The sequence below is a fragment of the Delftia tsuruhatensis genome, from assembly GCF_903815225.1.
Classification (GTDB): Bacteria; Pseudomonadota; Gammaproteobacteria; order Burkholderiales; family Burkholderiaceae_C; genus Comamonas; species Comamonas tsuruhatensis_A.
On record NZ_LR813084.1, the window covers coordinates 3,487,414 to 3,499,815 of the forward strand.

The following is a 12,402-nucleotide window of genomic DNA, read 5'->3' on the forward strand; positions in this document are numbered from 1 at the left end:
GCGCCGCCAGCCCGGGCCATCAGGCCGTGAGCGACTTCCTCATCGTGATGTGGGGAATGCCTGCTTCCTCGTAGGGTTCGCCTTCGGGCGTGAACCCTGCGCGCAAGTAGAAGGACTCGGCATGGCGCTGCGCATGCAGCACCACTTCACGGTCGCCCCGCTGGCGCGACGCCTCGACCAGGCTGTCAAGCACGATGCGGCCCCAGCGACCGCCGCGCACGCTGCGGTCCACCGCCATCCGGCCGATGCGGCCTGCGCCCGGGCTGTCACTGACCAGGCGGCCCGTGGCAATGGGCTGGCCCAGGCCGTTGTAGACCACGGCGTGGCGCGCCACGGGGTCGAGTTCGTCGATCTCGATCTCGCGCGGCACGCCTTGCTCATGCACGAACACGGCCAGGCGCAGGCGCTCGGCATCGCGCCCCAGGTCATTCCAACTGCCCGATTGCACGCGCACCACGCTTTCTCCGGCCTCGTAGGCCGTCAGCACATCGCGCAGCGCCTGCGGCACGGGCAGCGGCTGGCGCGTGGCGGCATCTGCGAACACGTAGACCAGCTCCACGGTATTGAGCAGTTCAAGGCCACGGAAGATACCGGCCTCGAACAGCAGCGAGGTATTGCCCTGCCTGGCGCAACGTATGCCCACATGCAGCACGTCGCCCAGCGTGGCAGAGGCGTGGTAGGTGGTGGTCGCCTTCTTGACGAACAGCTCGCCGCCCAGGGCCGCGAACGAGGATTCGTAGGGCAGGCCCAGCTGGCGCCAGTAGTCGGTGACGGCCACGTCGGCGTACATCAGGTAGTGGGCGTTGAAGACGATCTTCTGGGCGTCCACCTCGGACCAGCGCACTTCGATGCGCTGCAGGCTGCGGAAATCTTGGCGTTGCATGGGTGTTCTTCTCTCCTTGGTTCTGGGGATGCTCAGCGCAGGCCGAAAGCCTGGCCCAGTGCCTGCGCCATATCGGCATGGGCACGGCGCGCCTCGGGGATGGCGCGGCCCATCTTGACGAATTCGTGGGTCACGCCGCGGTAGATCTCCAGGTCCACGGGCACGCCGGACATGCGCAGCTTGTCGGCGTACTGCACGCCTTCGTCCACCAGCGGGTCGCATTCGGCCAGGCCGATCCAGGCCGGCGCCACGCCATCCACGTCCGGGGCCAGCAGCGGCGCGAAGCGCCAGTCCTCGCGGTCGGCCGGGCTGTTCAGGTACTGGGCGAAGAACCAGGTGATGGCGGGCTCGTCGATGACCAGGCCATGGGCGAAGCGCCGGTGCGAATCGGTATCCTGGTGGGCCGTGGTGCCCGGGTAGATGAGCAGTTGCAGGGCCAGCTTCAAGCCCGTGTCACGCGCATGGATGGCACAGGCAGCAGCCAGCGTGCCACCCGCACTGTCGCCACCCACGGCCAGGCGTGCGGGATCCGCCCCCAGCGAAGCTGCCTGCCCGGCCAGCCATTGCAGGGCATCCCAGGCGTCGTCGTGGGCGGTGGGGAACTTGTGCTCGGGCGCGCGTCGGTAGTCCAGCGAAACCACCATGGCGCCTGACAGGTGGGCCAGTTGACGGCACAGCACATCATGCGTGGCCACGCTGCCGACGGTGAAACCGCCGCCGTGCAGATACAGCAGCACGGGCAGTCCCGGGGCCGGAGCCTGCGCAGGCTCCACGGGCGCATACAGCCGGGCGGGCAGACGGGCGCCGTCACGCGCGGGAATCTGCAGATCCTCCACCCGTGGCAGGGCGGGCCTGGATATTTCAAGCACGCCGGCGCCCGCCTCGTAGGCGGCGCGTGCGCCCTGCGCTCCCAGCTGGTGCATGGGCGTGCGCGCGGCGCGCTCCATGCGGCGCAGCACGTCGCGCATCTGATGGGTCAGGGATGCCGGCAGGGGCGTGGCATGGGAGCCGGGTCGGGAATGGGATTCAGGCTGGGACACGTTCAATCAGACAGAACTGGGAAGGCACATCGCCGCAGCAGGCATTGTGCCGCGAGCACAAGGCCCTGGCAGCCATCGGATTGCATCGCATGCCTGCACTGTCACCCCCGTGACCGTCCAGGCGTGCTCTCAGGGTTTGCTTTGTTTGCAGTGCAGCACACGCGGTCTAGATTCTGCGCACTCCCCGATTCCGCAACGGCCCGCAGCGGCCCGCCAACGATCCACAGACCATGGCCTTCATCAACTACGTCACCCAGATCCAGTTCGACTTCGGCGCCGTGCGCCTGCTGCGCCAGGAGTGCCGGCGCGTGGGCATCGCGCGGCCGCTGATCGTCACCGACCAGGGCGTCAAGGCGGCCGGCGTGCTGCAAAAGGCGCTGGATGCGCTGGGCGACATGCCGCATGCGGTGTTCGACCAGACCCCGTCCAACCCCACCGAAGCGGCCGTGCGCGCGGCCGCCGCACTCTACAACGATCGGCACTGCGACGGCCTGATCGCGGTGGGCGGCGGCAGCGCCATCGACTGCGCCAAGGGCGTGGCGATCGCGGCCACGCACGAAGGGCCACTGTCGCACTACGCCACCATCGAGGGCGGCTCGCCGCGCATCAGCGAGCGCGTGGCACCACTGATCGCCGTGCCGACCACCAGCGGCACGGGCAGCGAGGTGGCGCGTGGCGCCATCATCATCGTGGACGACCACCGCAAGCTGGGCTTTCACAGCTGGCACCTGGTGCCGCGCGCCGCCATCTGCGACCCCGAACTGACCTATGGCCTGCCCGCCATGCTGACGGCCGCCACGGGCATGGATGCCATCGCCCACTGCATGGAAACCTTCATGGCCGCGGCCTTCAACCCGCCCGCCGACGGCATTGCGCTCGATGGCCTTGCGCGCGGCTGGGCGCACATCGAGCGTGCCACGCGCAACGGCCAGGATGCCGAGGCCCGCCGCCAGCTCATGAGCGCCAGCATGCAGGGTGCCATGGCCTTCCAGAAAGGCCTGGGCTGCGTGCACAGCCTCAGCCACAGCCTGGGTGGCGTGAATCCGCGCCTGCACCATGGCACGCTGAACGCCATGTTCCTGCCTGCCGTCGTGCGCTTCAATGCCGATGCCGACAGCGTGCGCGCCGAGCAACGCCTGGACCGCATGGCCCATGCCATGGGCCTGGCCTCGGGGAGCGACATCCCCGAAGCCATCCACGACATGAATGCCCGCCTGGGCCTGCCCACGGGCCTGGCCGCCATGGGAGTGGAGCGCACGCAATTCGAGGCCGTGATCGCGGGCGCGCTCAGGGACCACTGCCACGGAACGAACCCGCGCCCGGCCAGCGCGCAGGACTACGAGCAGATGCTGGCCAGCTCGCTGTAAGACCGCTCTCAGGTGCGCTGCGACCCCGGCGCCGGCCACGCAGTCGACTGCGGCGAAGGCGCTGGCCCGGGCGTGGGCGCCGCGCCTGCCTGCATGGGTCGGCGAGCCTCCACCGACTGCATCAGTTGCGTGGCCATGGCCGACAGCAGCTCCAGGTCGGCCGCCGAGACGTCGCGCGGCGCATCGTCCATGATGCAGAAGCTGCCCAGCACCCTGCCCTGCCGGCTCCTGAGCGGCACGCCGGCATAGAACCGCAGCTGCAGGGGACCCAGCAAGGGGTTGGAGGCGAACCGCGGGTCGCGCGCCACATCCGGCACCACCAGGGCCTCGCCGCCATGCACCACATAGGAGCAGATCGCCTGCGCGCGCGGCATGCCGGCCGATGCCGGCCCACCCTCGTCCGGCAACAGCAGGCTGCCCGGGGTGTGCACACGGTCAGTGTCCACCCAGGAAACCTGGGCCCATTTCACGTCGAAGGCGTTGGCGGCCTGCTGGGCCGCCTCGTGGTACAGGGCCTGCAGCGCGGGGGCCAGCACGCCGCTGTCGTGCAACTGCTGCACGCGCTCGGCATCGTCCAGCGCGATGGGGGCGGCCAGCCCCTGGTCCGCGGCCTGCGGCAGGCGCAGCGCGTCAACCCACAGCTGCAGTTCGCGCAGGCTACCCACGCAGGCGGCTGCGCCACAGCGGCGGGCGAAATCAGGGTCGGCCACCACGGCCGGCGCATTCCACAATGCCAGCACCACGCGCAGATGCGGCCAATGCCGGCGCACGCGGCGCAGCATCTGGCGCACCACGGTCTGGGGCTGTGCGCTGAACACGGACAGCACCAGCAACCGGGCCTCGCCCAGTGACTGGGCCGCAGCAGGCCCTTGAGGCAGCTCGGCATTCTCGCCCTGCCCCAGCTGGCGCCAGAGCGGATCGGCCGCCAGCGCCCAGTCCGAGCAGCTGAGCACATGGCCACGAAGCGCCTCGCTGTGGGCCACCATGGCAGCCGCCAGCGCATCGACTTCCCAGCGCGCGCCCACGCAATGGATGCGCAGCACCCGGGAGACAGGGACCGGGGCCGGGGCCGGGGCGGGATGGGTCTCGCGCAGCTCCTGTATCAAGGCATCCATGCCGCTGGACAGGCGCAGCCGGTGCTCGGCCGTGGCAGATTCCAGATGCTGCTGCGTGGCCAGTCGCAGGGCGGGTATCGCCACCTCGTCGTAGAAGCCGGCGACCGCGGCCGCGCGTTCGGCCTGCGTTGGCCGCGCCGGCAACCGGGCATCCACAAGGTCGTGGGCCAGCGTGATGGCATCCTCCACATCGTCGGCCAGCAGCCGCTGGTACAGGCGCTGGGCCGGCCCCAGCACCGGAGCACTGCCCAACAGCACCTCCATGAACTGCAGCGCCGGGATGTAGCGGCCCAGCACCAGCAGGCAGACCGTGAGCGGCGTGGACAGGATCAACCCTATCGGCCCCCACAGCGCGGTCCAGAAGGTGGCGGCCGCGATGATGGACAGCGTGGACAGCCCCGTACTGCTGCCATACAGCCATGGCTCGATCAGGTTGTTGCTGATCAGCTCCAGCGCCAGGATCAGGCCAAGGGTCATCAGCAGCATCTGCCAGCCCGGGTCCACGGCGAAGGCCAGCGCCAGCGGGAAGGCCGCCGAGATCATGGCCCCCACATAGGGAACGAAACGCATGATGGCCGCCAGCACGCCCCAGAGGATGGCCCCCGGCACGCCGATGAACCACAGTCCGGCGGCCATGGGCAGGCCGTAGGTGAGGTTGACCACGAACTGCATGCGCAGGTATTTGCCGATGCGCTGCGAAGCCTCGTCCAGCGCATCGGTGGCCACATGCAGGTTGCCGCCCATCAGGCGCAGCAGCCGGTCGCGCAGATCGTCCCGGTCCAGCAGAATCAGAATGATGAACAGCAGCACGATGCCCGCCGTGGTCACGGGCTCGGCCACGCGGCCCAGCCACTGCAGCATGCGCGCCGTCGGTTTTTGCTCGGGTGACTGTATTTCCACCTTCTGCACCCTTGCCGTGCCTGCGGCACCGCGCGATATCTCGCGCTCCACGGTGTCGTAGGTGCGCAGGGCCCCGTCCCAGGCACTGGGCATGTTGGCATTGCGGCGCAGGCTGCGCAGCTTGTCGCGGATGGTGTTCTGGTAGGTGGGCAGGTCGGCGCTCAATTGCTGTACCTGGCCGACCAGGTAGCTTCCCATTCCCGCCAACGCCGCCAGCGCCAGGGCCACCACCAGCAGCGTGGCGGCCATGCGCGGCAGTCCCCAGCGCTTGAGGCGGGAAACTGCCGGATCGAGCAGGAAGCCGAACAGCAGGGCCAACGCCAGGGGAATCAGCAGTCCCTGGCCGAAGTACAGGCCCGCAATCACGATGCTGGCCACCAGCAGGCCGGTAAGCAGACGCAGCGCAGGCACCATGTCGGCCAGTTGCGCCAGCCCCGGCAGGGCCGAACGCACGCTGCGCGCGAACGCTGCATCGGCGGCCTCGGTGCCCCCGCCGCGCTCCTGCCGCGAAGGCGGTGGCGAGGGATCGGAATGTGGATTCATGGGATCAGGTATCAGGATTCGGAACGGGCCGGGTACCGTCCCGCAACCGGCCATCCCGGCATTGCACCGTGTGCCGCCAGCCTGCCCTGTCAGCGGCCACCGCAATCGCGGGAACTCCGCCGCCTTGCCCCGCGACGTCCCGCCGATGGCGGCGCCCGCCTACAGCGGCAGCACCTGCCCCGGATCGGGGCGATCCAGCCACTGCGCGAACTCATCCGCCAATTGCCGGCTCGCCGAGGTGGCAGTGCTCCAGGCACGCCAGCGGGCCTCGTGGTCGGTGGCGAAGTCCATGAAGTCATGGCGGTCCGGCAGCTTGCCACGCGGCAGCCGTGCCACCCACCGTGGATCAGGCGCGAGCAGCACCATGGCATCGAGCCAGGGCGTCGCGCGGTGACGCCAGCGCAGGCCCTTGTCCAGCCAGCCCGGCACCACGGCCTGCTGGAAATGGGGGTACAGCACGATGCCGTCCTCACCCAGGCGCCCCTGGTCGGCGTAGGCCAGATGCAGGTGGTAGTCGGTGATGCCTCCATCCCAGTAGGCGCCGCGCGGCGCACCAGCGATGTCGTGCACGGCCTCCAGAACGAAGGGGATGGAGCAGCTGGCACGCAAGGCCTGCATGAAATTGGCCTCGCTGAGCGCGACCTGGCGCGTGCGCAGATCGTGCGTGCCGAAAGGAATGGGCGCCATGCCCTCGGCCGATCCCGAGGAGAACACCACGCGCTCCAGCCACGCGCCCAGGGCCTTGCGGTGCACGGCATTGCTGGCGAACGCGCCCAGATAGCCCAGTGGCGTGCGCCAGCGCGACTCGCGCGCCAGCAGGCCACGCCCGCGCGCGGCCACGACATGCAGCCGATAGCGCGCATGGCCCAGCACCTCGGTCACGCGCCCGCCATAGAACTGTTCCAGGCTGCTGGCGAAGCGCTCGCTGACCAGGGCCGCCGGCGTGCGCCGGCTGCCCGGTGGGGGGTCGAAGCGCTGGGCGATGTAGTCGCGCTCCAGCCGCTCGAAGGCCTGCACCGGCGCCTCCAGACAGGCGGTGGCCATGCGCCAGGCGCCGATGGAGGCCCCCACCAGATCCACCGGCTGCCGCGAGCGTGGCAGCCATTCGCCAAAGATGAAGCGGTCCAGTGGCCCCAGGATCAGGCCCTTGGGGCCGCCGGCGGCGGCCGGGATCACCCGGACCTGGCCTGGCGACAAGCCGTGGCGGCGGATGTGGGCAAGGGCCCTGGGGCCCGCATGGATGCGCAGGGCAGGAGAGTGGCTCATGGACGCCATTGTGCACAGGCCGTCGCCGCAACCTGCGGCCTGTTCACCAGCGCACGCGCACCACCGTGCCCCCCCCCTGGCGCGCATACAAATCCAGCACGGCCCCGATGGCATGGGCCCGCCGCTGCATTCCCTCCAGGCCCATGCCACGGGTCCCGGGCAGGCCCTGCCCATCCACCGGCTCCGACGCCAGTCCCCTTCCGTCATCCTCCACCCGCAACTCCCAGCGGGCACCATCGGCCTGCGCAGTGCTCTGCTGCACCGGCTCCAGCACCAGCCAGAGCGTGCGGGCCCGGGCGTGCTGCAAGGCGTTGCTCACGGCCTCCTGGGCAATGGCCAGCAGATGCTGCGAGGGCTGGCCACGTGGCAGGTCCGGCTGCGCGCCCGGCTGCACGCCGATGCGAGGGTCGGCTTGAGGATCTGCCACGCTCCAGCGCATCTGCATGCCACGGCGGTCCAGCACGGGCTGCAGCCGATGGCGCAGCCGCGCCAGCCGCACGGGCAAGGCATCCTCCATGGCATCCATGGAATCCACCATGAGCCGCAGATCCAGCAAGGACTGCTCCAGCAAGGCATGCGCCTGCCTCTGCCGGCCCTCGTGCGGCTCCAGCAGGGCCATGGCATGGACCAGGAGCGCGCCCACGCCGTCATGCAGGTCCGCCGCGATGCGCCGGCGTTCGGCCTGCACCTCTCGCGAGGGCCTGGGCGTGCGCCTGCGCCGCCACAGCAGCAGCCGGTACAGGCTCCGTGCGCCGATGGACCACAGCAGCGCCGTCAGCGCCATCACCGCCAGGCTGGCCAGAGACAGCCAGGCCGGGGCCTGCGCGCCCGCCTGCCACAGCCAGACACCCAGCACCAGCATCTGCAGCAGGCCCATGGCCAGGCAGACGGACAGTGTGCGAATGGTTTGCTTCATGGCCTTGCGGGCGGCTGCGCCGGGAAGCGGGCTGCTGCGCTGCGGACAGGGCGGGACGCCGCCCGGCGATCAGAACAGCCCGCGCAGCGATGCAAAGCGCACTGCCTGGGCGCGGGTGCGCACCTGCAGCTTGCGGTAGATGTTCTTGATGTGCGTATTGACCGTCATGCCGCTGATCATCAGCCGCGAGCCGATCTCGGTACTGGTGTAGCCGCTGGCCACCATGCGCAGCACCTCGCGCTCGCGCGTGGACAGGCGGTCGGCCTCGTCGGGCGTGCGCCGCTTGGGCTCCGCACCCTGTGTCTTGTCGAAGCGCTGCAGCAGCCTGCGCGCCAGGCTGGGCGTGACCGAGGCGCCGCCGTTGGCCACCTGCAGCACGGCCTGCGGATAGTTGCCGAACCAGGAGTTCTTGACGAGGTAGCCCGTGGCCCCCAGCTCGAAGGCCCGCAGTACCTGCTCGTCGTTTTCCATGACCGAGACGATGACGGCCTCGGCCGTGGGGCGCACGGTCTTCATCATGTCCAGCAGCTCGAAGCCCTCGCCATCGCCCAGGTTCAGGTCCACCAGCATCACGTCGAACTCATGCTGGCGGATGGCCTTGCGCCCCTCGCGCACGCTGCCGGCCTGCGCGACGACCAGGGTACGCGGGTCGCTCATGATTTCCTGGGCTATCACCATGCGGATGTGGGCGTCGTCATCAACCAGCAGCACCCGCACGGGCTTGTCGGGCTGGCCCGCCAGATAGTCGGGCCACATGACGGGGCCCAGGCCGGCGCCGGGCATGGCCTGCGCGCGTGGCGACTCGGCGATCAGGGGACGTGCATCGGCGGGAATGTCGGATGGGTTCATGCTGATCTCCTCAGATGTCACGTCTTGTGTACGACGCAACCGTTCACAGGCTCGCCTTTCCACATTAAGAGAAATCGCTACCGATATCCACAATCTTTGACGATGTTTATGAAAGATTGCCTGAATTACAAATTAACACATTTGTAAGAAAAATGGCCCAGGACTTGCCCCCAGACAACAACGCACACGCTCGCCTGCCGACAGCCCTTGCCCTGCGTCCAGGGCGCAGGTGCCTCCATCGCGCCACGCTGATCTCCCGGGAATCGCCCGCGCCCAGCGTATGCACTTCGATACGCCAGGTTGCCCGACGCGCACAAACATCGGGTGGCCGGCATCGGCAAAGCCGCATGCAATCAGCCATTTACTGTTGTTGCAATTGGAAACTACCGAAATCCATCCGGGCCGCCTAGCCCAGGCTTTAACCCGATGCGGCCTGTGGCGGTGACGCCTCAGCGGGTAACTACCGCCGTGGTGGATCAACGCTCATGGCTACCCCGAACAAGAGATGGAGCGCAGGCAGCAGGCCGAGCACATTGGAGTCCAGACAACGAGCAGGGGCCAGGGAGACAAAGCCGGCAACCTCCGCAAAGTGTCTGCAAAACGGGTGCTTACACACCTTTTTCCTGATAGTCCGTATCACCAAGGAGCCATCATGAAATCGCTTGCAATCCTTTCCCTGAGCCTGATCGCAACAGCTGCCATGGCAGGTCCCAGCGGCCCCGGCGGTCCTGGCAACAGTTCGTACATCGACATCAGCGGACCCAGCGTCCAGGTGACACTGCTGAACAAGAGCGGCGTGATCAACTCGGCCACGGGCGGTGGCAAGGCTTCCCAGAACCTGGCCAGCAATGCAGGCAATGTGACCATCGACAAGCACGGCAGCTCGCTGCAAGTGGTGGCCGCCACGGGAAGCGGCATCCTGAACAAGGCCGATGGATGGGGCGCCGTCGCCGTCAACAACCTGGCCTCCAATTATGGCGAAGTCGATGTGAAGAGCACCTCGATCCAGGTGGTGGCCGCCAAGAACTCCGGCATCGTCAACTATGCCGGCAACGGCTCCATGGCGGTGCAGAACATCTCCAGCAACAACGGCTGCGTCACCTGCTACAACAACCACTGAACCCGGTTGCCGGATGAAGCAGGCTGCCGGGTGACCACAGGTCTCCCGGCACTGCCTTCCCGGCACCGGCCAGATCCACCGCACCGGGAGAGCCCACCATGCAAACCGCCGTCAACACCTGCTCGGCTGCCCTCGTGGCCTGGCTCGCCATCGCAGCGCCTGCCCTGCACGCAGCGGCCCCCGGCGAAGATCCCGTGGTGCTGAACAAGCCCGTCGACTACCTCAGGCTGCCGACTGCCAAGCCCGGCACATCGACAGGGCTGGACACCGTGACCGACATCCCCATCAACGTCAAGGCCAAGATCGCGCGCTACGAGGCCATGGCCATGAACGGCGCCCCGGGCGTATCCACCGATGCCGACGTGGTGACCACCACGACGACGAGCAGCACCGGCATGAAGCGCACCTGCACGCAGGATCTGGCCAGCAACACCAACACCGGCGCATTCAACCGCTTCGGCCCCCAGACCAAGGATCAGATCGTGGTCCTCAAGGGCGACCTGGTCAACATCTGCCGATAGCGCGGCCCGGCGCCGCGCCCCATGGTCGCCCGCCAGCCCCCTCCAACGAAATTGCCGCCATGGGCGCCAACGCACGCCGATGGCCTGGTTCGCCCTTTTCCAGCAGAGGTCCATCATGTGCAACAGCCTTTCATCGCCAGGACTTCCCCGCCCCGATGCCGTGCCCCAGCCGGCTTGCGGCGGCCATGCGCGAACGCATGGTGCCTTCCGCCAGCGATGGACGGGACGGCAGGGATGCCTGCGCGTGATCGCCTGTGCCGTCTCGGCCGGCCTGCTGCTGCTGTCGGGCTGCGCACCACTGGATGCACGCAAGGATGCCAAGTACCTGGAAAAGGTCTATGCGGCCGACCGGCCCGTGGTGCGGCCGGTACGCTCCATATCGAGCTTTTCCGATTCGCTGATGTGCATGGACAGGATGTTCCGCAACAGCCACATGCCCACGGTGCTGATCACCAGCAAGCAACTGCCCGACTATTCGGGCCGCGTGGCCGTGGCCGCCAAGGAAATGGTGGTCACCGCTCTGTCCCAGATGTCGCGCGTCAGCAGTGCCTTCCGCTATGTGGACTATGAGGTGGACATCGCGCGCCAGGACACGGTGCAGAACCTGACCACCATCTTGCTCAACAACAACCAGATCCAGTTGCAGCGCCCTGCCCTGTACGTGTCGGGCGCCGTGTCCTTCATGGACCAGAACGTGCTGCGCAACAGCCTGGATGCGGGCACCAGCGCCTCGCGCCTGGAAACCGGCTACAGCAGCAACCGAAGCGGCGCCGTGCTGGGAATGGAACTGCATCTGGGCGACTTCCGCACGCGCACCATCATTCCGGGCCTGGATTCGGCCAACGAGGTCGTGATCGGCAACGGCAGCCAGGGCCTGGACCTGTCGGGCCGCATCGGCAACTACGGCGTGCAGTTCAGCGTGGGCCGCGACTATGCCCAGGGCTCGGGCCCGGCCGTGCGTACCCTGGTCGAGCTGGGCATGATCGAGCTGCTGGGCAAATGGTCCCGCCTTCCCTACTGGCAGTGCCTGACGCTGGACCAGACCCACCCCGACTTCCAGCGCCAGCTGCGCGACTGGTATGAGGAAGGCGATGCCGGCATCCACCAGGAACTGGTGCGCCAATCGCTGATCAGCAAGGGCTATCTGCCACCCGACGCCCCGGCCTTCACCGCGGGAAATCCGCAGTGGCGCGAAGCCATAGGGCGCTTCCAGGCCGACAGCGGCATGGTGGTCAACGGCGTGGTGGACTTCAGCACCTACGAGCGCGCACTGCGCGATTTCGTGGCCGTGGGCGCCGACGGCCACATGACGCGCATCGGCTGGGACACCAAGAGCGCGGCGCCGGTCACCACGGCCACGGACAAGGTCGCCGTGGGCACGGGCGACTACCGCTACGGCGCGCCCGCGCCGGACCGCCAGCTGGACCTGTGGGTGGAGAACATCACGCCGACCCGCACCTCCTTCGAGACGGGCGAGCAGCTGTTCCTGTCCGCCACCGTGTCGCGCGCCTCCTACCTGGCCTGCTTCATGGCCGGCGCCGACGGCGAAGTCACGCGCCTGGTCCCCAACGACGTGAACCGCTCCGGGTGGATCACGGCCGCCCAGTCCGTGCGCCTGCCCGACTGGATGAGTCCCAACCCCGGCTACGTGATCAACGCCGGCCCTCCCGGCAAGGAAGGCGTGGCCTGCTTCGCCACCGAGCAGAACATGGGCGAGAAACTGCCCCAGTTGCTCCAGGGCAAGGCCTTCATCGCCATCCCCGGCATGCGCACCCTGGAGGACGTCAACCGGTACATGGCCGAGTCGCTGGGCACGGAACGCTACACCGGCATGGCCCGCTTCTGGCAGGTGGTGCCGGCCCAGGCCAAGCGCTGAGCCCCA

General features: G+C 68.4%; 10 protein-coding genes. 4 read left to right on the forward strand and 6 right to left on the reverse strand.

Features of this window, described 5'->3' with window-relative positions; genetic code table 11:
- Positions 1-19: 19 nt before the first annotated feature.
- The gene (locus L1Z78_RS15860; RefSeq protein ID WP_234637355.1) at positions 20-883 is read right to left on the reverse strand and encodes a YbgC/FadM family acyl-CoA thioesterase; all 864 of its coding nucleotides are present in this window, start codon (positions 881-883) and stop codon (positions 20-22) included.
- A gap of 32 nt (positions 884-915) precedes the next feature.
- Positions 916-1,851, reverse strand: coding sequence for an alpha/beta hydrolase (locus tag L1Z78_RS15865; protein ID WP_234642189.1), 936 nt, complete (start codon positions 1,849-1,851; stop codon positions 916-918).
- Positions 1,852-2,153: 302 nt separating this feature from the next.
- Between L1Z78_RS15865 and L1Z78_RS15870 the strand changes: the two genes are divergently transcribed.
- On the forward strand, positions 2,154-3,290 hold the full coding sequence (locus L1Z78_RS15870) for an iron-containing alcohol dehydrogenase (protein ID WP_234637356.1): 1,137 nt from the start codon (positions 2,154-2,156) through the stop codon (positions 3,288-3,290).
- 8 nt (positions 3,291-3,298) lie between these two features.
- On the opposite strand, the gene L1Z78_RS15875 is transcribed toward L1Z78_RS15870, so the two are convergent.
- The 4 genes from L1Z78_RS15875 to L1Z78_RS15890 form a co-directional block, all read right to left on the reverse strand.
- Positions 3,299-5,848 carry an AI-2E family transporter gene (locus L1Z78_RS15875; protein WP_234637357.1) on the reverse strand — a complete coding sequence of 850 codons (2,550 nt, stop codon included), beginning with the start codon at positions 5,846-5,848 and terminating at the stop codon, positions 3,299-3,301.
- A gap of 159 nt (positions 5,849-6,007) precedes the next feature.
- Complete coding sequence (locus L1Z78_RS15880) at positions 6,008-7,114, reverse strand: patatin-like phospholipase family protein (RefSeq protein ID WP_234637358.1); 1,107 nt, start codon at positions 7,112-7,114, stop codon at positions 6,008-6,010.
- 43 nt (positions 7,115-7,157) lie between these two features.
- Positions 7,158-8,030 carry a sensor histidine kinase gene (locus tag L1Z78_RS15885; RefSeq protein WP_234637359.1) on the reverse strand — a complete coding sequence of 291 codons (873 nt, stop codon included), beginning with the start codon at positions 8,028-8,030 and terminating at the stop codon, positions 7,158-7,160.
- Between the two features lie 69 nt (positions 8,031-8,099).
- Positions 8,100-8,879: a LuxR C-terminal-related transcriptional regulator gene (locus tag L1Z78_RS15890; protein WP_234637360.1), complete on the reverse strand. Its 780-nt coding sequence runs from the start codon at positions 8,877-8,879 to the stop codon at positions 8,100-8,102.
- Positions 8,880-9,531: 652 nt separating this feature from the next.
- On the opposite strand from L1Z78_RS15890, the gene L1Z78_RS15895 reads away from it, so the two are divergent.
- From L1Z78_RS15895 to L1Z78_RS15905, 3 genes are all read left to right on the forward strand, one after another.
- Positions 9,532-9,999 carry a hypothetical protein gene (locus L1Z78_RS15895; protein WP_234637361.1) on the forward strand — a complete coding sequence of 156 codons (468 nt, stop codon included), beginning with the start codon at positions 9,532-9,534 and terminating at the stop codon, positions 9,997-9,999.
- Between the two features lie 98 nt (positions 10,000-10,097).
- Positions 10,098-10,520: a hypothetical protein gene (locus L1Z78_RS15900; protein WP_234637362.1), complete on the forward strand. Its 423-nt coding sequence runs from the start codon at positions 10,098-10,100 to the stop codon at positions 10,518-10,520.
- A gap of 238 nt (positions 10,521-10,758) precedes the next feature.
- A complete protein-coding gene (locus tag L1Z78_RS15905; RefSeq protein WP_326491983.1) occupies positions 10,759-12,396 on the forward strand; it encodes a DUF4384 domain-containing protein in 1,638 nt (545 codons plus the stop codon).
- Positions 12,397-12,402 lie beyond the last annotated feature (6 nt).

Coding starts and splice junctions, on each gene's coding strand:
- L1Z78_RS15860 (WP_234637355.1), bottom strand. CDS start 883: ATGCAACGCCAAGATTTCCGCAGCCTGCAGCGCATCGAAGTGCGCTGG.
- L1Z78_RS15865 (WP_234642189.1), bottom strand. CDS start 1,851: ATGCGCGACGTGCTGCGCCGCATGGAGCGCGCCGCGCGCACGCCCATG.
- L1Z78_RS15870 (WP_234637356.1), top strand. CDS start 2,154: ATGGCCTTCATCAACTACGTCACCCAGATCCAGTTCGACTTCGGCGCC.
- L1Z78_RS15875 (WP_234637357.1), bottom strand. CDS start 5,848: ATGAATCCACATTCCGATCCCTCGCCACCGCCTTCGCGGCAGGAGCGC.
- L1Z78_RS15880 (WP_234637358.1), bottom strand. CDS start 7,114: ATGAGCCACTCTCCTGCCCTGCGCATCCATGCGGGCCCCAGGGCCCTT.
- L1Z78_RS15885 (WP_234637359.1), bottom strand. CDS start 8,030: ATGAAGCAAACCATTCGCACACTGTCCGTCTGCCTGGCCATGGGCCTG.
- L1Z78_RS15890 (WP_234637360.1), bottom strand. CDS start 8,879: ATGAACCCATCCGACATTCCCGCCGATGCACGTCCCCTGATCGCCGAG.
- L1Z78_RS15895 (WP_234637361.1), top strand. CDS start 9,532: ATGAAATCGCTTGCAATCCTTTCCCTGAGCCTGATCGCAACAGCTGCC.
- L1Z78_RS15900 (WP_234637362.1), top strand. CDS start 10,098: ATGCAAACCGCCGTCAACACCTGCTCGGCTGCCCTCGTGGCCTGGCTC.